Genomic DNA, 22,353 nt, shown 5'->3' with positions numbered 1-22,353 from the left:
CAAGGCCGCGGACACGGACTCGGTACTCAACGGCTTCCCGCGTGTGTTGATGCGGCTGGCGCTGGCGTAGGCCGCTTCCTGAACATCTTTTCCACCATGCCCATGGCCCGGGTGGCTGCGGCCCAGTAGAGGATGCCTGCTGCCAGGGAAACGGCGACGGCCAGGCCCTTCTGCGCCGGATCGACAAGCGGGTACACCAGCCAGTGGGTGACGTAGATGTACAGCGAGGCGCTGGCCAGCAGTGCCGTGACCCGGTGCAGTCCGCGCGGGACGGTCAACGTTGGCAGCCAAAGCAGGATGAGGAAGCCCACCAGGATGGTTGCGCTGCGGTACTGGTCGTCGAAGGATTCAGGGATAGTGAGCAGGGCAATGGCTGTCACGGCTGCCCGCTGCCACAGCGTCCGCGACGCGGCCGCGGCCCAGCCCAGCCCGAACAACCACAGGACCGGCCCCTGCCCCGGATACCGGCTGTCAACAAGGCCGAAGAGCAACGGCAGATCAACAGCAATCAAGGCAAGGGCGAAGGCCCACGGCCACCTGCGCTGGGCTCGGTCAGCGGCAGGAATTGCCATCAGCGCAGCGAGGCCCAGCAGGATGTAGACCAGGATCTCGATAAACCAGAACCGGGAATAGTCGGTCCATCCTTCCGGCCCCAGCAGGGAGTTCAGCAGGAAAACATTCGCCCAGGTATAGGTATCCGTCACGGCAAAGGCTAAACCTATGACCGCAACGCTTGGCACCACGATCCGGGCAACGCTGCGCAGTTGCCGCCGGAGCCGGGCACCGCGGGTACCGGTCAGCTGGAAGCGCGCAAAGTTATAGCCGGCGACGGCGATGAGTACGTGGGCGGTCCCTTCCCAATGGAAGAAACCTATATGCGTGGAAACAATGAAGATGATGGCAATGGCGCGGAGCACAATCCCGGTTTCCATCGGGGCAAGCAACCGCTGGTGCCAGCTCCGGGAATTTCGCGCGACCTGCCCGGTCGGCCGGACCGCAGGCTCACCCGCGGCCGCGGGCGGCGTCCCCTGAGCCCGGTGCGGGGCAGGCACAAGTTCGCAGACCGGCATCAGGTGCCAGCCCTGCGGGATGTAGCCGAGGGAACGCTCCAGCCGGACGGACGCTGCGACGTAGGACAGCGAGTCACCGCCCAGGGAAACAAAGCTGTCCGTGTCGGCGATCTCGTCCTGTTCGAGGACCTCCGCGAAGATCCGCCGCACGTCAGCCGGGTCTCCTGCCGGTTCCGGCGCAGTGCCACTACCATCGGTGCTGTCATCATCCGGTGACGCCAGGGCCAGGACCGCGGGGTAGTCCGGCTTTCCGTTGTCGAGGCGCGGTATGGACCTCACGGCATGAAGCTGGACAGCTGAACGCGGCAGGCCCAGGTCCTGGGCAAGGGTCTTGGCCACCAGGGCAAGATCGTGGCTTCCTTCCACCGCGGCCACCACTGCGTCGTCCGAGCCGGCAGCGGCGGCGGTCAGGCCAAAATCGGCCAGGAGCCGTTCCACCTGGCCCAGGTCCACCCGCAGGCCGACGATTTTGACGAACCGGCTGCGCCTGCCAACGATTTCATAGAGGCCATCGGACCCGCACCTGGCGAGGTCACCGGTGTGAAGCTCGGTGACGACCCGTCCCAGGGCAAGGTCCTCCGGCTGTTCGGCGTACCCCAGCATGACGTTGGGACCTGAGTAGACGAGCTCGCAGGCATCCAGGCCGGGGACGGGCTCCAGCCGGAAGGATCCACCGGGGACGGGCACTCCTATGGCGTGGGGGTGTTCTGCGGCCAGGTCAGGCGGCAGGTAGGCCATGCGGGCCGTGGCTTCGGTCTGCCCGTACATTACAAACAGGTCCCAGCCCTGCCGCCTGCCCAGTTCCGCGTAGGAACGCACGCGGTCCGGATCGAGCCGGCCGCCCGCCTGGGTGATGTAGCGCAGGCCGGGCAGGTCCATGTGCTCAAATCCGACGCGTTCGAGGAGATCGAACGTGTAGGGCACGGCGGCGAAGGATGTGACGTTTTCGGTGCGGGCCAGTTCCCAGAAACACGGGTCCACTACTGAAAGGTTGGTCAGCGCCAGGGACGCGCCCACCAGGAGGTGGCTGTTCACCACGCTCATCCCGTAGCAGTAGGAGAGCGGAAGCGTGGTGGCCGCGGTGTCGCTGGGGCGCAGGTGCAGGTATTCGGCTATCGCCGAGGCGTTGGCCTGGACGGCTTCGGCGGACAGGCGAACGAGTTTGGGGGAACCGGTGGATCCGGAGGTGCTCAGCAGAAGCGCCAGCTCCGGGTGCAGCTCATGCCGGGTTTCGTCCCGCCGTACGTCCAGTACCGCCTCGCCCTGGGACGCGCGGACCACGATGTCGGGATCGTAGGCGGCGACGAGCGCCTCGGCGGCGGTCCCGCCGGCTGCGGGCAGGATCAGCAATGGGTTGCCGGAGGACAGGGCCGCGAGGTAGGCCACCAGGGACGGCAGGGAATTCCCTGCCTCAAGGGCAATGAGCCGCCGGGCGGGGCCGAAGGTTCGGGCCATGTCCTCTACGCGGCGTGCCAGTTCGCCGTAGCTCACTGATTGGTTTTTGGTCCTGATGGCGGTGCGGTCTCCGAAGCCGGCCAGTGTGGCGGCGAACGAGACTCCTGCCAGTTCTGGCTGTACAGTCACAATCCAGCACAGTAAAGGTAAAGCTACCCTAACTCAACTGGACATTCCCTGGGACAGCGCCACCACGACAGCGACACGATTACAGCCGCCTTTCAAGGGCGACCTGACCTGGAAGAGCGAGCAGGCCACCCCTTCTCCTTCACACACTCGGTTTGACGGAACGGGAAGGACGAATAGTGGTGTCAGACCGCCTGCTGGGCCGGGTCATCCCCGGACTGCTCCGCACTGCGGGCACCGGGCAGAGCAGGACCCTCACCGCCCGCTTCACTGACCTGTGCCCGGTATCTCATGCGGCGGATTCGCCCGGTCATCGACACCATCAGCATCACAACGGCTATAACCATGAACGCTGTCATCACGAAGCCAAGGAAGCCCGGGGTCACCTGGTCGGGGCTAAGACCTGGTCTTAGCCCATTCTCGCCAGCGCTCGGGGAGGGGGTTGCGCTGAAGGCAATGATTCCCTGGGCCAGAGAATCGACTAACGATAGCTTCATGTATTCCTTGCAGTTCTGTCCGGGTTACGCGCCCTCCGGAGACGGCCGGGCAGACCGTCCTGTTCACGAAAGATTTTCACGACAACAGGGCGGAGGGGTCGTGAAAGTTTTGGGGCCATGCCGTCGTGCAACTATCCAGCCGGGGGCCTCCGTACCAGTGCTGAGCCGGCGGCGGCCCGCGTTACCTGATCATCTTGCGGACCTGGTGCCCGCGTACCGCGACTCCTACCGCATGGAGAACCAGACCAATTCCGATCACGGGCAAAGAAGCGAAAGCCAGCCCCTGATTCTGCGTAGCATTGCCCAGGATGCTAATAACGAGGCCTGCGGCGATGAACCCCATGGCACCAAACACCAAGGCTTTGTAAAACTTAGAGGCACCATTCCAAAACTCATTCAGCACGAAAGGAGTCTACCGCTCAGCGGGCAGGACACCTGGCGGGGCAGGCAAAATACGGTCCACCAATGAGCCGGCGCCTTTGTCTCCAGCCCTTGGGAGCAGTTCACTCCCCCGCTTTTGCCGCCCTTTCCTCAATGTTTGCCACGGTGATGCGTCTTGTCACAGGCGCCGCCTTTACCGCCGGCCGCCCCGGCACTTTCCGGACACTTTCCGGCTGCCGTAGGAGTCCAAACTGTGCGTACAGGCCAGGCGAGGCAACCAAAGATCAGGGCAATCCGGGCCCCTGCAGCAGAGCAAGGCACCAGAAAATGAGGATGTACGGTCATAGCCCCGGCCCCCAACTTCGTCTGGCCCTGACGGTTGGAAAGCAGAACATCAACACAACCGGCACGAAAGCGAAAAATGACGTCTCCAGCAGCTGGCACGTCAGATCAACTACTTTGCGCCGCCCTGGGACCGTCGAGCGTGGACGGCCCTGGACCACAGGCGCCGGGTTACCTTCCCCAACAATTGCAGGATTGGATACAGGGGCGGACCGACCCCAGCGCAGGTGTGTAATACGCCAGGCCTGGCGAGTCAGGCAATTATCTGTGGATAATGTCTGGCCCTGGTGCTGCCTTCCCAGCAAACCACAAGGTTCAGGTAGGCATAATGGACCGAAGCTCCGGTCAACCGCTATTTGACCGGAGCTTCACCAATTGAGCGGAACCATGGCTGGGGCTGTGTGGTGCAGTATTAGCCGGCTGCTCCCCCACACATCCCTGTCGTGCGTCCGGAAGTTATCCATGCGGCGTTTCAGTCTGGCGGCAATGGCACTCCTGGGTTTACTTGGGGTGACATTTATCGCGCCCGGCGTCCACGGCACAGACCAGATCGTAGGAATTCTGTTCGCCCTAACTGGACTAATCGGCGCGGTCGCAGTGGCGGCATCCAAGCGGTCGCAGTGGCGGCATCCAAGGGGAAAAGCTCTTAAGCATTCAGGATGCATCATGGGCCGGTAGCCCTGCAGGGTTGCCACCGGCCCCTTCTGATTTCCGGGTAAGTTGGAGACATGCCCTTCCGATTCTTGTCCATTACGCACGCCTTCCAAGGTGTCGCTGCCGTTGCAGCCGCGGTCGCACTCTCGGGCTGCGCCCAGCAGCTTTCGGTCGAGAACGCTGATATCCCATCGTGGGAGGCCACCGCGCTCCCGACCACTGGCGCAGCAGTGGCCGAGGGCGCCGGCAAAATCCTGGATGCGGAGCCCGTCAGCAACATCTTGACCGTGCCTGAAGGCAATTACACCCTTGTGCTGGCATGTGACGGCGGCGGCAAAGCCTTCCTGACTGCACGCGTGGAAGAACGCGAGCTGATCGACTTTGGTGCTGCCTGCAACGGTGCCCGCGAAAGTATTAAACTCCGTATTCCGCAATCGGGCCCCGTGGAATTCACAGCATCAAGCGTGGACGCGCCTCTGCTTTACGCATACCAGCTCGTTCCTCGACCTTAGCCACTGCAACTGCCGGTCATCAGGGCACCAGCCTGAGCACCTGAACGGCCACCGCGATAAATGTCCCCCCAAACGAAGGGGTCCATGTCCCAGATCCTTACCTCAGCCGGTCAGCACACCCACAGCGGTCAATTAGACTGGCAGTGCGCTCACGCACGGGTGATGAGGGCGGCACAAGGCTGGAATCTTTGCGCGGAGGCCCAGTACCGAGGGCTGAGTCAATTAGCCGAGCCCGACCGCCCTTCCAAACAGGCTGAAACCGACGAACGCCACAATGTTGAGGAGTGCGTGGGCGATGACAAGTGGCATCACACGGCGGCTCTTGGTATAGATCAGTGCAAAGACCACGCCCATCACGGCATTGCCAATAAACGGCCCGAAACCCTGGTACAGGTGGTAACTGCCCCTCAGCGTGGAACTGGCAAGAATGGCCAGGGGCACTGACCAGCCAAACTTCCCAAAGCGGTCCAGCAGATAACCCACCACGATGACTTCCTCGACGATCGCGTGCCGCACCGCTGACAGAACCAGCACGGGAACCGTCCACCAGTAAGGGTCCAGGGCGCTGGGAATGATCGCTGTCGTGATGCCCAGTGCCCGCCCGACCGCGTAGAGGCCCAGTGAGGGGACGCCTATCAGGGCGGCAAGCCCGAGCCCCTGCAGCATGTCCATTCCGGGGCGGGCAAAATTAAAACCGATTCTTGTGAAGGCCGAAACACTGCCGTAGCCGTTGCCGGTGTTCGTTCTGTGCTGCTCGGTCAGGAAGTAGAACACCAGAACGACAGGTACCAGCGCGAAGAAGATTTCCAGCAGCTGATATGTCAGGTCAAAGTATTCGCGCGTGCTTTGGGAGTTGTTGAGTGTGGAGGTGCCCTGAGCCAGCGGCGCGCTGGTTATTTTGTCCAGAAGCTGCACCACGGAGTAGACGGCGGATTGTCCTAACGACAGTCCCAGTACTATCAAGACTTCGATCCGCAGACGGCGGCGGGAAGGAACCAGCATGGTCCTATCTTGCCTGCAGTTGCCAGGTCTCTTCCGGGATGCCGCAAAGACACCACAAGAAAGGCCGCCCGCTGACGGATCGGCTATCGGACCCATTTCTACTGGCTGCCGTCAAGACTCCTGCGATGGCGGCTAACTTCTCCGTTGGCGCTTCATTGGCTTTTCTAACCGTGCTGCGTTGAACCGGACGGTACCGTGTGTACTATTCGGCTGACGCCGGAACCACCTGCACGCAAAGGGTCAGTATGCAGGCCCAGGTATTGGCGCTCACGCCTTCAAGGGCGACGACGGCAGCCCTTGGATCTGGGCTGCCCCCGGACGGGATGTTGCCTTCACGGATGGAGACAGGCATTGGCTTACCTGTGCACACCCTGCGACCGTTTGGCTCCTGAAAGTCGCCGTCATGGCGATGGACTGCGCGATGCTGTTTGGTTGGCACCCCGTTTTGGCCGATAATGTGCAGCGGTGGGTGTTCCTTGTCCTTGTGGGGGGAGATCCTGTTTCTTCGTCCCGGAGCACGTGCCGAACGGGGTGGGGCTGGCTCCCGGTCTCAGCACGTCTGGAGCCAGCCCCGCTTTAAAGTTTGGAGCCAATGCAGTGAGGGCAGCATCACCGAGGCCTTGCTTTAACTGCCCGTCTCTCCATCACTCCCCTCCTCAGCGCTCGTGCAGGCCACTGCAGACACTCCTTTTGCAGTATTAACCCCACGATTACGCGCGTAGTGCAGACGGGAACGGACAAGCAGTCTCCGAACCCTCCTGAGTTCTCAAGCGGATGCACCGAGGTCGCCTGCACTAAACGACGTTCTTCCTACAACCAGTCCTTGCCCGGCAGGACGGTTCCTTTTGGCCCCTCCCGGGGCGCCCGGGACGTTGACCGAGCACTTGAGTTGAAGACCCGCGAGGAAACGGCCGATGACCCCGGCCAGGCGTGTCTAAGGGAAGCGGGGGCGCGGGGTTCGCCCCAGCGATAGCCGCTTTGTGGTGCCGTCTGGCTGGGTTTCCGGCCGGTCAAGTGCCCTTGAGGGAGGCCCTGCTACGCAGGATGCTGCTGGCCAATGGGACTGCACATGCCTGACAGTCAGGGCCTGCGGGGCAAGGGACGAGATAGATCCTGCACACCCGGGGCCGGCTCCAGCTGCCGCAGGAGGCGCAGGTTGAGCCAACAGAACACCGCAAGCCCCAGGTACAGGCATAGTTCCATCACCTCGCCATATTCTGAGATAACGAAAGTCGGTTCCGGCCAGATTAGTAGGCGGAACAGGCGATAGCCCGCGGCCAACAGGAAGGCCGGCACGAGAAAGAGCGGTGGAACGAGCAGGTGTTTGGGCGCAACGTCCCGCCGTGAGCCGACCGCTGCCCACACCAGCGGGGCACATGCACCGTACAGGCTGGCAAGGAGCATGGCGGAGGGGACCAGCTCCTGCACTCCCCGGAGGTTGTGCAGGTTGGTCTCCCCCTGACGGTTGACCGCATCCAGGTCTTCGGGGGTGTCCCAGCCAAAGATGCGCTGGCCCCAGGAGATCTCCTCGCCCGTGAGAAACCAGACGCCGAGAGTGACCACACCATAGAGCAGTGCGATGCCCAGACGCCCGGCCCGGAGCAGGCGGAGGGTGATCAGGGGCAAGAAGATGCATGCGCCCAGCAGGCAGAGAACCTGGAGCCATTCGATCAGGGAATCCTCGTCAACCAGCCAGAGATAGAGCTCCTTGAAGGGAACAGTAGCCGCGGCGACAACGGCGAGGATAAAGGGAAGCAGGGCCACCAGCAGCGCCTGGCGCGGGGCGATTCCCCAGGTCTGGGAATCGGTTCTGAACCGTACAGCTGCTGGGGTGTACCACCGAGGGATGGCTGGCATCTTGCCTCCTTGACAAACTGGCTGGGGCCAAGTGTCAGTCGTTGATTCACAAGCGATTCCCCAGCGTCCCATGCCCAAAATCTGCTAGGGAAGATTCACGGGGAAGTTATGCGGGTTTCCGCACCCGCATTTCGAGAGGTACACAGCCGGCCCCCAGCCAGTGGCGAAGGGTGAAGAACAAGCGCGCGCAGTAGGCTGCCGGGCTCAGCTGCCCTGGCACCGACCGGTTGCCGCAGTTTGTTCCGGACCATAACGAGGTCCCCCGGTGGTGTGCCTGCATCACTTGGCCGATCGGTTTGCAGGCCGCCGGGAGTCCCGTCGAGTTTGACCCGGGCCGTGGCAGTTTTGCAGTTCTGATTTTTCGCCAGGGTCAGCGCAGGACGCCCAGGGCGTTACCTACGATGTCGAACAGGTCGGTGTTGTCCACGCTGCCGTGCAGTTGCTCGGAGCCTGGGCCGTAGGCGTACACGGGCACGTCGGCGCCGGCGTGGTTGCCCGAGGCGTAGGTCAGCCAGAGACTGGCTTCCTTGGAGCCGTCCTTGACGTGGGGCGGGTCGCTCGGGGTCCGGAAGGTGGCGGGGCCGAAGTTTTTCGGGTCCGTTGCGCCGGTTCCGTTGGTGATCCCGGTTGAGCGGTCCGTGTCCTTGGAGTTTCCGTCGGACCGGGTAGGGGTGGAGTTATTGGCGGGGTTGCCGGAGTCGACGTTGACGGGGGGTCCGGCTGCTTCGGCATTGGTGAAGGTGCCCTTTTCGATGATGTTGAAACCCCCGGTTTCGTGGTCTGCGGTGACGATGACCAGGGTGTTGCCGTCCTTCTTGGCGAAGTCCAGGGCTGCGGCGACGGCGTCGTCGAAAGCTTTGACTTCCTCCAGGGTCTGGGCCGCGTCGTTGTCGTGGGAGCGTTTGTCGATCAAGGCACCTTCAACCTGCAGGTAAAAACCCTTGCCGCTGGTTTTCCGGTCAAGAAGCTCGATGGCTTTCTTTGTCATCTCCGACAGGGAGGGCTCCTTCGCCTCGGGATCTTCGGGGTTGTCCTGCTTGGCTTTTTCGACGGTCAGGTTTCCCGTGTTGAACAAGCCAAAGACCTTCTCCTGTGCGGCCGCGTTCAGGGCTGTCCGGGTGGCAGGGATTTGGTTGGAGACTGAACCCAGGATTGCGTAGCCCTGCTCCTTCAGCGCGGTTTCATTCGAGGCATCGAAGCGGCCCAGGCCGCCACCGAGAATGACGTCCGCGGTGCCGTTGCGGGCAATCTGGTCTGCGATCGGGGTCACCCGCACATCACTGGCAGGCAACGGTTTGCCGGTGATCTCGGTGTCCTGGCACGCGTCGGCGGAGTAGTCGGGTCCCTGGCAGCCACGGGACAGGACGTGGCTCACCTGCCCGGCCGGCGACGCGTCGGTAACTTCGGCGGTGGAGACATTGCCGGTGCGGTAGCCGGCCTGCTTGGCCAACTCCATGATCGTCGGCACCACGGCCCCCTTGGCGTCCACCCCGAGGGCAGCGTTATAGGTTTTAATCCCGGAGGCCCAGGCCGTGGTTGCGGCGGCGGAATCGGTAACCAGTTCCGGATTAAAGTCGGCCTGGCCCGGCTGGCCGGACTTTTTCTGCACAGCGTAGGTGCTGACGGAGCCGTGAACAGGGAGGGTTTCCATCACCAGCCTGCCCTCGGCCCCGTAGAAACGCTCCCTGCCCGCCGTGACTTGGGTTCGGCCCATGCCGTCACCAAGCAGGTAGATAACATTCTCGGCTGTGGCAGGTGCTGACTTCGTGGCGTTAAACACCGCGTACCAGATCATCCCGGTTGCCACGGCTGCTCCCAGGACGACCCAAATGATCCTGCGTATCTTCCGTTCAGAGTCGGCGGGCGTGACGGCGGCCGGAGCTTGTGTCATCGGCGGTGCTTTCCTGTTCAGCGGCGGGGGCGTATGTCGGCTTCAGGGGCGGCGGTGTTTGTAGGGCTGGCCCTAGACGGTACCGCAGCCGCAGCGCCACCCATGGGTTTCTCGAAGCAATGGAATTGGATCCATTCAGAAAGGATACGGCTCGTGTTCCAGGACATCGAGTAAGTGCAGGACAACTCAGCCTTAATCCGGTTGGGCCGGCCCTGCCTTACTAAGCGGTGAGGCCCACCAGCGGGGTCTGTTCCAGAGGCAGCCCTTAAACAAGAGCCTCCTCGCAAGTGCCCGACGGAAAATGCAATTCGTCTTCGTCTTCTGTTTTCTAAGAGCGTGTTTCAGACTCCCGAAATGACTACGTGGCCGACCGGACAGGAATACGGGCACAGGGCAGTACATGGAGGCGGCAGCGCAATTGTTCATCCCTGGTCCTTAGTGCCGTCCTTTATGCATCCAATAAGAGGATCTGCGGCTCTGCGTTATGCAAATGTGACAACGTCGTGGGTTTTCGAGTAGGGTCAGACGCGTGCCGGTCTCAGAATGCGGCACTCCTGAGCAGATTGCCTAACTCTGCCGCTGCCTCGGGATCCGTTCGCATCATTCGTCCGGCAGAGACGGGGAAACCAATTGTGGCCTGCTTCGGGCAGGCCTTGGGGTGAAGCCGCGACTCCTGCCTTGTGCTGGAACTGCGGCCGGGTGTCTCCCATCCGAATCCGACAGCTAACCCCGCAGGCAGTGGGAGAGGCCCTTTCATGTCCATTCGCCGTGCTCACGGCCGCCACCGCGCGGTCCCCGTCCACACCAGCGCCCTTGCAGTCCTGACCAAGTCCGTCACCGACAACGCCGGCGGTGTGGGCCGCCAGGCGGCCGTCATCGCAGCAGCTTCCGGACTCGTTCTTACCAGTGGCGTTGCAGCCCAGGCAGCAGATGCCCCGACCCAGCGCGAGGCAGAGCCGGCCTCGACCCTGGAGGTTGCCAGCCAGGTCCAGGCGCCGCTCAGCGCAGACTCGACAGTCCAGATTTCCTACGAGCGCCCCGCCGTAAAGACGACGCCCGCTCCTGTCATCGAAGCGCCAACGCCTGTCGCCGTTCAGGCACCCAAGGCGGCCGTGCCCGCCGCGACTGCCGTCGCGAACGCCGCAGCGCCGGCCAAGGCCCAAGTCACCGTCACCCCCGCCCCTGCTGCCGCGCCGGCAGCCGCCCCGGCAGGCGGAGTCAACGCCACCATGGTCTCCTCGGCCTACGCCCAGATCGGCATGATCCAGGACTGCACACGACTGGTCGAGAACGCTCTTAACGCTGCCGGCATCCCTGTCGGAGACCTCGGTCCGATGCAGTTCATGAACTACGGCACTGTAGTCTCCGATCCGCAGCCCGGTGACATGGTCATGCAGCCCGGCCACGTAGGAATCTACGTCGGCAACGGCCAGGTTCTCAGCTCCGGCCTGAACGGCAAGAACGAAACCGCCGTTCACCCGCTGACGTGGATGACGTCAAAGGGTGCTGTCACCTTCGTACGCGCAGGCTAATAAATTTCTGAAGGCCGGCGATTCGGTGCCTTGGGGGCGGCGAATCACCGGCCTTCAGTATCTCTTGAGCAGCATGGGCCTCTGAACGCCGGTTTTTAAACTACCGGCCTGTTCGCAAGGACCAGACCGGCCGCTCGGTCACAGTTTGGGTACGGCCTGCCGCGACTGCTTCTTGTCGGCGTGCAACTGGCCCTCATGGAGCGATCTCGGCAGGAGCCTGGCTTCCAGACGTGCGGGAAGAGTATTGGAATCTCGTAATGCCCTTTTAACTTCCTGAACGTCGGCCCATGTTGGAGCCCCGGGGCCGGGTTTCGCGTTTGCAGCAGCGGAGTAGACCTGGAGTTCGTAAGCGTGACGGAGCCTGGTCAGTGATTCGATGGCCGGGCCGTTGAACCGGGCTTGATACATCAGCCGGCTGGTGAAATTCCGCGGTGTTTCCGCGGGGCTCGGACGGTAACCATGATCAACGGCGCTTTCGGTCGTCTCGGCCCAGGCGATGCTGGCTGCTTGTCCCGGACTTGACCTGAGAAATCGGCGCTTTCGTCCACCGGATCTGACGATGCGGACCAGAAATGGTGCGGAGGCCAGAAGTAGCAGGGCCAAAACCGCGCCCGTGAAAACGCTGCGATCCATACCGGAAGGGGCGGACGTGCCCGGCGTGCCGACGCCTGGAGGTCCTGGGGCAGGAGTCGGGGATATCCCGATGTCCGGCACGGGCAAGCCTTCGGATCTGAAGTCGTCCTCTACCGCGAGCCCTTGAGGAGTTGCCGGTTGCTGCGCATAGCCGGGGACGACTCCGCGGGAAGGAGTCGGTTCGAATCTAACCCAGCCGGCACCGCGGAAGTACAGCTCTGGCCAGGCATGGGCGTCCTTGGAATCAACGGCGAATTCGGGCAGCTCTTCCCCGCCGACCATAACGGTGTTCCCGGTTGGGTCCCCTGGGGCGTAACCGACGGCGACGCGGCTCGGGATCCCGGCCAGCCGTGCCATGACAGCCATGGTTCCGGCGAAGTGGACGCAGTAGCCGGCTTTTACTTCAAGGAACCGTCCAATGACTTCAAGGCCGGTGCCATCGTAGTTTCCTTCGACGGGTGCCTGCAGGGAGTAGGTGAAGTCGCCACCCCGCAGGTAATTTTGGATGGCCATTGCTTTGTTGTAGGGCTTGATCAGGTCCTCGGTGAGGTATTGTGCGGTTTCCCTGACGATGGGTGGAAGCTCCCCGGGCAGGGAGCTGAACCCGGCATCGACCTCATCTTCCCTGACAGGGCCCATGCCGGCCAGTGACTCACTCGTTAACTCCGGTGTTGAACTGATCACCTGATAGCTTTGCCAGGCTGCTGTCTCCCCCTTGGCCGACAGCACAGTCAGGTTTCGCGGGTCCCATGTCCACCTGCCATCAAGTCCAGAGATGCTCACCGGGGCATAGGGTGCCAGCAACCAGGGACTCGTAAAACTTCGGGTATCGATCCGGGTGGTGATCACACTCCCGCTACGGACCGGAAGGCCGGCTCTCTTTCCCATCTCCCTGATGCCGGACCGGCGCGAATCCAGGCGTGGGTCCGGCTGCCATCGTTTGCCCGAAAAGTCCTCCAGTGTCGCAAGCCGCAGATACAGTGGTTCATCGGCAGTGGTGGCATACGTGATTCGACCAAAACCGTCAGGCTCCCTGAGCGAGTTTCCCAGCGTTATGCTTGGGTCGAGCCCGGACGCGGCGCCCCACCACTGCAACCGGGCTCCCTGGGGAAACGTTCCTGCGTTGAAGCCCGGGATGACGGTTGGCAGAAAAAGAGTCAGGCTAAGCGCGGCCGCCCCGAGAGACACAGCACGAGCGAGGTAGCCGGCAGTTGAGTGCGCTGCCCGGCTGTGTACATCAAAGCTTTCCCGCCACTGCCCCGAGCCAAGGAGGAAGATGTAGCCGGCGGCCGCTGCAGTAAACGCGGGAACACCCACGCTTTCGGGAATGATGACTGCGGGGATGGAAAGGACAGCCAGCAGGGGCAGGCCACTGGTCGCCGGCATCCTGCAGGTGATGGCCAGGGTATCAACGAGCACTGCCGTCAGACCGATGGTCGCGCAGGTAATCAAAAGGATTCCATCACCAGGGACCACCGGTGCCAACTCGGATGACACGGTAAGTTCGGCGTTTTCGAGCAGAAAAGCCAACCGGTCTCCAGCCTCGGGCCTCGGAATGATGCCCAGAGTGCTTTGCTCACGGAAAAATTGCCAGATCAACGCCCCCGCAAGGGCCACAAGACCCGCACCCATGATGAGGGCAGGGGGCCAACGGAGGCTCCGCGCCCCTGCCGTCGCCCCCAACACGGCCACGGCAGTAGACACTACGTTTGGAAGCCAGCTCCAGCCATCAAGGACTCCATGGATGCTGAGCGATACAAGGACCACTGCCGCCACAGCTGCTACCGACACCATCAAGTGCCGCTGACCGCCAGCGGTCTGTGCGCGCTGCTCCGGTGAGCGCCACTGCTCTCGTGGATCGGGCGCCAGGAGCGACCGGCGTCTTATCGTCGTGGCGGTTTCCATCGAGATGACGTTCTGGCCCGTTACAGAACTAAGGAAACAGATGGATCAGAACCGTCAACGAGATACTCCTCAGCGCACATCGTCTCTTGTGCCCGGAGAAGGTGCTTTTGCCCGTAACAGATCTCCTGCCCGCGGAGCCCCTGATTAGTTGGCGTCATGGATACCTTCCTCACACTGCCAAAGGAAGAGCCCGGGACCCGGGGCCGGACGCCTCGCAGGAATAACAGCTCAAACGCGTTACTCCGGTGAAAAGTTCCGTTCCCCCGTAGATTCGCCCCGGCCAGGTTCGATCCAGCTGATGCTGTAACGTCAGGGGGGCCAAACATTTGCCGCGCCATCGTGCGGCGCCGGGCAGCCCCTGCGCCGGCCAAGCCCCATTTTTTAAGAGGAAGTCCATGGATACGACCATGCCAGATAAGACGACAAGCGACGGGGCACGGCCCGACGGGGACCAGGGAGGCACGGCCGGAATGCCCCTGGGCGCCAAGCGGCTGGTACTCCTGGGCGGATTAGGCGTTCCCGTCGGATTGATTGCCGGGCCGTACCTGCTCGGCCTGCAGCTCCTGGCAGTCGCCGGGGTAGTGGCGATAGCCGTCGCCTTGTCCTATCGGCACGGAACGGCGTGGTTTTCCCGGTGGTCATGGCTGACAGCTTGTGCGGGCGTAGCGTGGACAGGAGCCACCATCGCGTACTGGCTGACCATTGTTGCGGCCGCCGATGCGTCCGCACCTGCACCGCCGGTGTCCTCCGTATTGTTCTACGTTGGCTTCGCCGCATTCGGGCTAATGGCCGGGGCCGTTGCGGCTGCTGCGGTCTCCAGGTACCGGGACCGCAGGCGTTCAACGAAAGCCGGACAGCAGCCGCAAAAGCACTAAGACCACGCCCTAAAAAGAGATGCCGGCCCCGGTCGCACCCTTCGTGTCAGGTGGCCGGGCACGGCAGCTACGGTTCCAGAAAATCCCTCAGGGGTCAGTTACCCGTTACCGGTCTGCTCCCGGCGGCGCCGGGCGAGGTAAAGGATGCCCCCCAAGATGGCGATGATGACTGCGCCGATCCCTACGACGAGGGGACCATTGCTGTCATCCGGGCGCGGAGCCTTCGGAACGGTGTTTGCCGCCGCGCTCTGAGTCGGCGATGGTGCAGCCGAGGGCGGCACCGACTCTGTTGTCGAGGCTGGCGGTGCAGCCGGCGTTACTGCTGCGGGGTCCTGGACCGTGAAAGAGTAGTTTCCCTCGATGGGGTGACCGTCGGAGGAAACCGTCCGCCACAGCACCGTGTAGGGTCCGTTGCTTCCGGGGGCGACTCTGGTCGAGATCGTCGGGCCGGTCACTGTGACCTTGCCGTCGCTGAGCGTCTTTCCGGTTGAATCGGTCACGGTGATCACGCTCAGGTTCAGGCTCTCTGAATCCGTGGGCGGTTCTGACAAGGTGAGGGTCACCGTGTCAGGGGCGGCTGTCACTGTCGCGTCCCTGTCCGGGGACGTGGACTGGAGAGCGTCGTGGGCCTGCGCCGGGCCGGCGCCGATCACAGCAAGCAGCAGCGCCCCGGCGAGAGCCAGGCCCGCCCGGGAGCGTGCGTTCTTTTTTCGTACTGTCATGGGTTCATTCGATTCTGTTCGTATCCGGTCACCGCACTGCATACCGCAGGCGGGTTGCCCCGCCGTCACCGGCGAGGCGCTTAAGAGCAGCCGAATCCCGGCGGTGGCCCACGGACAACGGTTTGAACGGGAACCTTGGCGCAAAGAGGAACAGGACGCTGGGTACGCGGCGGCTGGCGGAAGCCCGGGGGAATAATGACAGGATCGATGGGTCCGTTGAGGGGACGCAGCCACGCCGCAAGCGCCCAGAGGGCGTCCTCGCCGCGGGCAAGGAGGAGTGCTGTGGCCAGCGTTGCAATGACGTGTGCGAACGTCATTGGTGAACCGGCGTCGGCCATCAGATGCCGATGGGACGTTGCGCTTTCCAGCATCAATGGGCCGGTGGCCGCCAGTCCCAGCCCATGATGTGAAGGCTCAGAGCCGGGCACGGCGCTGGCGGACAGCGTTGAGAAGGCCAGGTGCAGGCTCAGCTGGGACCCGCCAAGGTAGGCCGCAAGGAGGGGCGCTGTCATTTTCAGCCCCGCGAGCAGGACTGCGGAGAGTCCTACGACCGCGGCAAGCGCCATCATGATTGACGGCCCTGGAAGTTCGCCCCCGGCGCCCAGGTGTGCCGCGGCGGCGAGCGTGAGCACGGTCAGGGCCAGAACCCCTGCGCGGGGCAGGCGCAAAGGCGCGTGAACGACCACGTGCCAGCTCCTTCCGGGCGTTGTTCTGCTACATCATGTAGAACGATAGCGGTTCTGCAAGCCGCCATGTGCCGTCTATTTGACGGCGTCGTCGAGTTTCTGCCGGAATTCCGCTTCGGTGTTGAGGGTCAGCTTTTCACCGTTCAGGAAAAAGGTAGGGGTGCCGGTGACGCCGAGGGCTTTTCCGTCGGCGATGTCTTTGCGGATCCGTTCCTTGGTCTCTTCGGCGGCCATGGCAGCGTCGTACTTCTCCATGTCCAGGCCGAGCTTTTCGGCGAAGGTCCTGAACAGGGCGTTTTGGAAGTCCTGCTTCTCGCCCCACTGCGGCTGGGTCTCAAACATCTTGGCGGCCATCTGTTCGTACTTGCCCTGCTGCGCCGCGGCTTCCACTGCCAGGGCGGCCTGGCCGGAGTTCTTGTGCGAGGGCAGGGGGAAGTAGCGGTTCACGAAGGTGATCCGGTCCCCGTATTCCTTCTTCAGTTCCTCCACCAGCGGCGCGGCGGCGCCGCAGGCCTCGCACTCGAAGTCCAGGAACTCCACGAGCTGGGCTTTCTCGGTCGCGGGGGTGGTGAGGCGATGGCTGTCCTCCCTGACGACCTGGGCGTCCGCGACGGGCTGCAGGGCGGCCGGTTCGGGTTTGTTGAAGGTGAATACCGCGTACCAGATCAGGCCGGCGCCGACGGCGGCGGCCAGGAGGATCCAGAGGACGATGCGGACCTTCCGTGCCGGGTCGGTGGGCTTGGTGGTGGGTGTTGTTTTTGTCATCAGTGGGGGATGCTTTCCTGGTCGCGGTGGGCGGCGGGTTCGATTTGAAAAGTTGAGTGTTCGACGCTGACTTCAAAGTGTTCTGCGACGCAGCGCTGCAGGTCCGCCAGGATCTCCGCGGCGTGGCCGTCCATCATGCAGCCGTCTTCGACCGTGACGTGCGCGGAGAGGACCGGGGTGCCGGAGGCGACGAGGGAGGCGTGCAGGTCATGGACGTCGATGACGTGCGGCAGGGCGAGGATGTGTTCACGGACCTCTGCCAGGTCAAGGCCTGCCGGGGCGTTCTCCATCAGCACGTTCAGGGTTTCGCTGAGGAGCTTCAGTGTCCGGGGGATGATCAGGGCACCGATCAGCAGCGATACAACGGCGTCGGCCTGCACCCAGCCGGTGACGGCGATGATGATCGCGGCGACGATGACGGCGACGGATCCGAGGGCGTCGTTGAGGACTTCGAGGAACGCGGCGCGCATGTTGAAGTTGTGTTTCCGGCCCGAGGCGAGCACGATCAGGCCGATGGCGTTGCCGGCCAGGCCGATGATGCCGAACCAGAGCATCGTGGAGCCCCCGACTTCGGGAGGTTCGAAGAGCCGGCGGATGCCTTCGATGATGACGAATCCGCCCACGCCCAGGAGCAGGGCCGCCTGCCCGGCAGCGGCGACGATTTCTGCCCTCTTGTAGCCCCAGGTCCGCTTCATGGTGGCGGGCTTGAGTGCCAGCGACGCGGCGATCAGGGCTATGAGCAGGCCAGTGGAATCGGTGAACATGTGTCCGGCGTCGGCCAGCAGGGCAAGGCTGCCGGTCAGGAAGGAGCCGATGATCTCGGCGATCATCACGGTAAAGGTGATAGTGAAGACGATGATTAGTTTTCCGCGCTGAGCCGCCCCGTCGCCGGTGCCGTGGGCGTGGTCGTGCCCGCTCACGGATGGATCTCCTGGTTTACGGCCCCGGGCCGGGAGTATGCGGTTGTCTCTTGGGCGCAGTCAGGGTCGGCGCACTGGCAGATGGGGCCGACCGTGAGGATGGTACCGAGCAGGTCATCCAAGGCGTGGGCAAGGCGGGGATCAGAAAGTTCGTACCGGACGCGCCGCCCCACGGGCTCGGCCAGGACCAGCCCGCAGTCGCGCAGGCAGGCTAGGTGGTTGGAAAGAATTTGGCGGCTCACACCAATCCCTTCGGCCAGATCGGAGGGAAACGCCGGGCCGTTTCGCAGCGTGAGCAGGACAGCTGCCCGGGTCGGGTCTGCGAGGGCTTTGCCGAACCGGGCCAGGACCTCAGTGCTTGAGAGGATACGCATACGGGCAATCGTACAGATAAGGGTGGATTCAGAGAAGCCTGAATTGACGCGGTTCACTGGCCGTCCCGCTGCCGGTCTATCCTGCTGTCGCGTTCCTGCAGCTGGGCGAGCATGTCGTTGTATGCGTCGAGGTCTGCGTCGTTGTTCCGGAGGGCCGCGCGGTCGGTTCGCCGCATTTCCCTGGCGTCGGAGCGGGACCACATGATGGCGACGCCGATGGCGATGAGCAGGGTGGGGACCTCGCCGATGCCCCAGGTGATTGCTCCGCCCATCTGCTGGTCGGCCAGGGCCGGCGGTCCCCAGTCCCGGCCCAGGCCGGTGAACCAGTCCGGCTGCAGGAGAGTTGGTGAGCCCATGAGCGTCACCCCGAAGAAGGCATGGAAGGCCATGGTTGCCAGCAGCAGCAGGAGCCGCAGCGGATAGGGGGCGCGGCGGGGTACCGGGTCGGTCCCGATCATCGAGAGGATGAACAGGTAGCCGGTGATCAGGAAGTGGGCGGTCATTAGCTCGTGTCCGGCGTGTTCGCGCAGGGCGAACCCGAAGGCGTCCGAGTAGTAGAACAGGACGATGGAGCCGGCGAAGTTGGCCGCAACGAACAAGGGGTGGGTCAGGACCGCGGCGGGCCGGGAATGGACCAGGACCATGATCCATTCCCTGGGGCCGCGGGAGCCGTCCCGCCGTGGAGCCAGGGTGCGCAGGGCGAGGGTGACCGGAGCACCGAGGACCAGGAAGACGGGGACGACCATGGTCAGGGCCATGTGGTCGACCATGTGGGCACTGAAAAGTATGCGGCCGTAGACCGATGGGCCGCCGGAGGTGAAAAAGACCAGCGCCGCAAGCCCGGTGAGCCAGAGCACCGTCCGGATCCAGGGCCAGTTGTCCCCTCGCCGGCGCAGGCGATGCGCGCCCAAAAGGTAGAGGACGGCAGCGGTGGCGGCCACGGCAATCCACAGCCAGTCCGGCCGCCAGACGGTAAACCAGCGTTCGGGGGTCAGCTCCGGCGGCAGGGGGTATCCGGTGAGCACTTCTGCCGGGGTGAGGGCGGCGCGGATTTCCTCCCCACCGGGGGGAGGCGTTCGGCCCAATGCCGCCGCGAGGCCGCTGACGGCGCCCATGATCAGCAGTTCGGCGACGATGAACCGCCACAGCACCCTGCCTGCACCCGGCCCGTCTTTCCGGGTCAGGGCGGGGATGAGGCGGGTACGGTGCAGATATCCGATGATGCCCAGGATGATGACGGCGGCGGTTTTAGCCATCACCAGGACGCCATAGGGGGAGGTCAGTCCTTCCGGCAGCGGCATCCGGATTGAGGCGTTGATGACGCCCGAGGCGGAGACCAGGATGAAGGCGAACAAGGCCAGGGAGGAGAACCGGCGAAGGACCGCGGCTGTGTCCTTGCCCAGGGCTGTTCCGGCGGCGGCGAGGGCGATCAGTCCGCCGAACCAGAGGCACACCCCGACCAGGTGAAGGCCCAGGGAATTGGTGGCCTGTTCGTGGTCGGTGCCGCTGGAGGCATGGCCGATAAGGATGACGGGCACCAGTCCTGCGATCGCCAGCAGCGCGGCCGCGGCCAGGGGCCCGGGAGAACGGGCGCCGAACACCACTGTTGCCACCACCGCTGCGATGATCACGACCGACAGCCAGGCGCTTCCACTGGGCAGTTCTGTCATATAGGCGACAAGGCCCGCGGAAAATTCGGGGCTGCCGGAGACCGGGACGCCGGCGATGTCGGCGAAGCCCAGGACCAGGACCGCCAGCGCCGAGAAGGTCCAGATGATGCTGGTGGCCGAAACCAGGACCATGATCCGGGTAAAGGCGGGGTGCTCAGCGCCTGTTGTCGGGCCCTGCTCGTCATGGCGTGTCCTTGACGCCCGGCCTGAGCTTCTCAGGGTGGGCGGGATAATGAAAGCGGCAAAGACGAGTCCGCCGATCGTTGCCGCCGCCGCGAGGTTGTGCACCGTCTGTGCCAGGCCGTATCCCCACTGGACCAGCGCCCCGGGGTCCCGGGTCTCGGCCGGAAGAGTTCCCCTGCCGTAGGCGGTCGCGGCCAGAACCACCACCAGGGCGATTGCGCAGGCGGCTGCCAGCCAGACCGGTCGGGGTGAGACAGCGGGCCTCTCCTGTGAAGTGGAGACTTTGAGCGCCACAATACGTCCTAACCTGGTCCTGGCCCCTACGGAAGGGTGGGGATGGAGCGCGAAACGAAGCACAGCGCGCGACACCAGATTATCTGTAGAGTTGTTCACACGTTAAACGTGCGTGTCAAGGCGTGCACTCCCCCGGCGCCGCGGGCCTCCTGCACTTGCCGCACGTAACCGGGGGAACTCGAAGCTTTAGCGCGTAAAGGTAGCCTAGATGGATGATGCAGATTCCCCCCCGGGTCCCCGCCGGGCCGGAGTGTTCGGTCCGGCTCGTCGACGCAGAAAAAGTCGGCGCGGTCAGATCCAGGATGCCAGGAGATTCGGACGTAACCGACTTGGCGGTGATTTTCGGGCTGCTCTCGGACCCTGGCCGGGTCAGAATCCTGATCGCCCTTCTCGAAGGAGAAATGTGCGTCTGCGACCTGGCAGCAACTACCGGGCTGAGCGAGTCCGGCGTCTCCCACGCCCTGCGCCTGCTGCGCGGGCCGCGGGTTGTTCAGGTGCGCCGCTCGGGCAGGATGGCCTACTACTCTCTGGCGGATTCGCACGTCCGCATGCTCCTCGATCTCGGCTTGACGCACGTTGGGCATACAGGCAAGGACCGGTTGCGCATGGTCGAAGGCGGCCAGGCACCCTGACAGGGGCGGGCCTGCCCGCACAGTGCGACAGCCGGTGCTGCCATGTCTGAGCCCGAGATCACCGGTCCGGTCTGGCTTCCGTCGCTGCCGCCCTCGCTTCCTGAATACCTGGCGCCGAACCTGCAGCCGGTACCGCTGATCCCTGCCCTGACGTTGCTGGCCGCGGCGCTTTACCTGGCAGGGGCGATCCGTCTGTGGCGGCAGGGCCGGGGCTGGTCCGTGGTGCGGACCTGTTCCTTCCTGGTCGGCTGCCTGGCCATCATCGTGGTCATGGGAGCCGGCATCGAAGGGTACGGACTGCGGATGTTCTCCATCTTTATGTTCCAGCAACTGACCCTGATGATGGCCGTTCCGCCGCTGCTGGTCATCGGATCACCAGGAACACTGCTGTTGCGGGCAACACCCCACGGCAGGCTGGGCCGCCGCGTCCTCCAAGCCGCGCTATGGGGCCTGCGTTCCCGATGGGGACGCGTTGCTATTCACCCGGCCTTCATGGTCCCGCTGTTCCTGCTCAGCTTTTACGGCGTGTACTTCTCCGGTCTGGCGGACCTGCTGCTGCCAAACTGGTACGGCCACGTCGGCCTGGAACTGCTGTTCCTGATCTCCGGGATCCTCTTCACCGTGCCGTTGATTTCCGCTGACCCGCTGCCGAGCCGCCAAACCCACTTCGGACGGATGATCGATATCTTCGCGGAGATGCCGTTGCACGCGTTCTTCGGGGTGGTCATCATGATGGCCACCACTCCCATGGTTAAATTCTTCGCCGCGCCGCCTGCGAGCTGGAACATCAACCCCATGACGGACCAGGGCGTAGCCGGCGGATTGGCATGGTCCTACGGGGAATTACCCGGAGTGCTTCTGCTGATGTTCATCCTGGTCCGCTGGCAGCGTGAGGAAGCCAGATCCAACGCCAGAATTGAGCGGGCCGAGCTCACCGGAGGAACCCCGGAGCTGGACGCCTACAACAGCTACCTGCAGCAGCTGGCAGACAGACCTGAACCCCGTCGCCGATAAAGGGCCCGGTCAACTTGACCCGCGGGCCTGGTCATATGAAGATATCTGCAGATGAATTTTACGAAGCGTAGAACTGCGCCTTCCTTGCTGCTGTTATCAGATTGTGATAATTAGGTTTTCTTAGGTAACGTTAGTTCAGGCTTTCCTGTATTGAGCCCTCGACGCCGCACGCTCAGCCCCGCCGGCGGTGTCAGATCCGAACATGAACGGCGGGGGCGGAGGACCCACAAACGGCAGCTTGCTGCCTTGGGGTGAAGACGCACACTGTGCCGGGCCACGAGGGCCGGCTCCACGGGGCGTCCGGGCTTTCTCCTTGGCCCGAACCCGACAGCTAACTTCGCAGGCGACCCGAAAGGATTCC

18 protein-coding genes and 2 riboswitches are annotated in these 22,353 nt (G+C 63.6%); of the genes, 5 read left to right on the top strand and 13 right to left on the bottom strand.

Annotated elements, in window-relative coordinates; all coding sequences use genetic code 11:
- Positions 1 to 26: 26 nt before the first annotated feature.
- Entirely contained in the window at positions 27 to 2,654 is a 2,628-nt protein-coding gene (locus tag AC4BCK_RS00870) for an AMP-binding protein (RefSeq protein ID WP_251421420.1), read from the bottom strand.
- A gap of 675 nt (positions 2,655 to 3,329) precedes the next feature.
- Positions 3,330 to 3,551 (bottom strand): DUF3188 domain-containing protein, encoded by a 222-nt coding sequence (locus tag AC4BCK_RS00865; RefSeq protein ID WP_251421418.1) that lies wholly within the window; start codon positions 3,549 to 3,551, stop codon positions 3,330 to 3,332.
- A 1,048-nt stretch (positions 3,552 to 4,599) separates the two neighbouring features.
- On the opposite strand from AC4BCK_RS00865, the gene AC4BCK_RS00860 reads away from it, so the two are divergent.
- Complete coding sequence (locus AC4BCK_RS00860; protein ID WP_363936523.1) at positions 4,600 to 5,037, top strand: DUF6023 family protein; 438 nt, start codon at positions 4,600 to 4,602, stop codon at positions 5,035 to 5,037.
- A 222-nt stretch (positions 5,038 to 5,259) separates the two neighbouring features.
- Here AC4BCK_RS00860 and AC4BCK_RS00855 read toward each other — a convergent pair whose 3' ends face one another.
- The 4 genes from AC4BCK_RS00855 to AC4BCK_RS00840 form a co-directional block, all read right to left on the bottom strand.
- Positions 5,260 to 6,039: a CPBP family intramembrane glutamic endopeptidase gene (locus AC4BCK_RS00855; protein ID WP_363936520.1), complete on the bottom strand. Its 780-nt coding sequence runs from the start codon at positions 6,037 to 6,039 to the stop codon at positions 5,260 to 5,262.
- A 202-nt stretch (positions 6,040 to 6,241) separates the two neighbouring features.
- The gene (locus tag AC4BCK_RS00850; RefSeq protein ID WP_363936517.1) at positions 6,242 to 6,391 is read right to left on the bottom strand and encodes a hypothetical protein; all 150 of its coding nucleotides are present in this window, start codon (positions 6,389 to 6,391) and stop codon (positions 6,242 to 6,244) included.
- Between the two features lie 728 nt (positions 6,392 to 7,119).
- Complete coding sequence (locus tag AC4BCK_RS00845) at positions 7,120 to 7,896, bottom strand: hypothetical protein (protein ID WP_251421408.1); 777 nt, start codon at positions 7,894 to 7,896, stop codon at positions 7,120 to 7,122.
- 370 nt (positions 7,897 to 8,266) lie between these two features.
- Entirely contained in the window at positions 8,267 to 9,787 is a 1,521-nt protein-coding gene (locus AC4BCK_RS00840; RefSeq protein WP_363936516.1) for an alkaline phosphatase, read from the bottom strand.
- Positions 9,788 to 10,342: 555 nt separating this feature from the next.
- Positions 10,343 to 10,539, top strand: a riboswitch (cyclic di-AMP (ydaO/yuaA leader).
- A gap of 3 nt (positions 10,540 to 10,542) precedes the next feature.
- On the opposite strand from AC4BCK_RS00840, the gene AC4BCK_RS00835 reads away from it, so the two are divergent.
- Positions 10,543 to 11,319, top strand: a complete 777-nt coding sequence (locus AC4BCK_RS00835) for an NlpC/P60 family protein (RefSeq protein WP_251421402.1) — start codon at positions 10,543 to 10,545, stop codon at positions 11,317 to 11,319.
- Between the two features lie 138 nt (positions 11,320 to 11,457).
- Here the strand turns inward: AC4BCK_RS00835 and AC4BCK_RS00830 are convergent, their stop codons facing one another.
- The gene (locus tag AC4BCK_RS00830; RefSeq protein WP_251421616.1) at positions 11,458 to 13,746 is read right to left on the bottom strand and encodes a transglutaminase TgpA family protein; all 2,289 of its coding nucleotides are present in this window, start codon (positions 13,744 to 13,746) and stop codon (positions 11,458 to 11,460) included.
- 518 nt (positions 13,747 to 14,264) lie between these two features.
- Between AC4BCK_RS00830 and AC4BCK_RS00825 the strand changes: the two genes are divergently transcribed.
- Positions 14,265 to 14,732 carry a hypothetical protein gene (locus tag AC4BCK_RS00825; protein WP_251421399.1) on the top strand — a complete coding sequence of 156 codons (468 nt, stop codon included), beginning with the start codon at positions 14,265 to 14,267 and terminating at the stop codon, positions 14,730 to 14,732.
- A 98-nt stretch (positions 14,733 to 14,830) separates the two neighbouring features.
- Here AC4BCK_RS00825 and AC4BCK_RS00820 read toward each other — a convergent pair whose 3' ends face one another.
- From AC4BCK_RS00820 to AC4BCK_RS00795, 6 genes are all read right to left on the bottom strand, one after another.
- Complete coding sequence (locus AC4BCK_RS00820; protein WP_251421396.1) at positions 14,831 to 15,454, bottom strand: copper resistance CopC family protein; 624 nt, start codon at positions 15,452 to 15,454, stop codon at positions 14,831 to 14,833.
- Between the two features lie 80 nt (positions 15,455 to 15,534).
- Entirely contained in the window at positions 15,535 to 16,140 is a 606-nt protein-coding gene (locus AC4BCK_RS00815; protein ID WP_251421393.1) for a hypothetical protein, read from the bottom strand.
- A gap of 75 nt (positions 16,141 to 16,215) precedes the next feature.
- Complete coding sequence (locus tag AC4BCK_RS00810; RefSeq protein ID WP_251421390.1) at positions 16,216 to 16,905, bottom strand: DsbA family protein; 690 nt, start codon at positions 16,903 to 16,905, stop codon at positions 16,216 to 16,218.
- Positions 16,905 to 17,825 carry a cation diffusion facilitator family transporter gene (locus AC4BCK_RS00805; protein WP_251421387.1) on the bottom strand — a complete coding sequence of 307 codons (921 nt, stop codon included), beginning with the start codon at positions 17,823 to 17,825 and terminating at the stop codon, positions 16,905 to 16,907. The genes AC4BCK_RS00810 and AC4BCK_RS00805 overlap by 1 nt, the downstream gene beginning before the upstream one ends.
- Positions 17,822 to 18,199, bottom strand: a complete 378-nt coding sequence (locus AC4BCK_RS00800) for an ArsR/SmtB family transcription factor (RefSeq protein ID WP_251421384.1) — start codon at positions 18,197 to 18,199, stop codon at positions 17,822 to 17,824. Before AC4BCK_RS00800 ends, AC4BCK_RS00805 begins: the two co-directional genes overlap by 4 nt.
- Positions 18,200 to 18,252: 53 nt before the next feature.
- The gene (locus AC4BCK_RS00795; protein ID WP_251421381.1) at positions 18,253 to 20,346 is read right to left on the bottom strand and encodes a bifunctional copper resistance protein CopD/cytochrome c oxidase assembly protein; all 2,094 of its coding nucleotides are present in this window, start codon (positions 20,344 to 20,346) and stop codon (positions 18,253 to 18,255) included.
- 212 nt (positions 20,347 to 20,558) lie between these two features.
- On the opposite strand from AC4BCK_RS00795, the gene AC4BCK_RS00790 reads away from it, so the two are divergent.
- Complete coding sequence (locus tag AC4BCK_RS00790; RefSeq protein WP_397425288.1) at positions 20,559 to 20,978, top strand: ArsR/SmtB family transcription factor; 420 nt, start codon at positions 20,559 to 20,561, stop codon at positions 20,976 to 20,978.
- A gap of 42 nt (positions 20,979 to 21,020) precedes the next feature.
- The gene (locus tag AC4BCK_RS00785) at positions 21,021 to 21,992 is read left to right on the top strand and encodes a cytochrome c oxidase assembly protein (protein ID WP_251421378.1); all 972 of its coding nucleotides are present in this window, start codon (positions 21,021 to 21,023) and stop codon (positions 21,990 to 21,992) included.
- 186 nt (positions 21,993 to 22,178) lie between these two features.
- Positions 22,179 to 22,352, top strand: a riboswitch (cyclic di-AMP (ydaO/yuaA leader).
- Position 22,353: the final 1 nt, after the last annotated feature.

The sequence above is a fragment of the Pseudarthrobacter sp. As-47 genome, assembly GCF_058215595.1.
The sequence above is the reverse complement of the archived record's forward strand: the minus strand, read 5'-3'. Positions and strand labels throughout refer to the sequence as shown.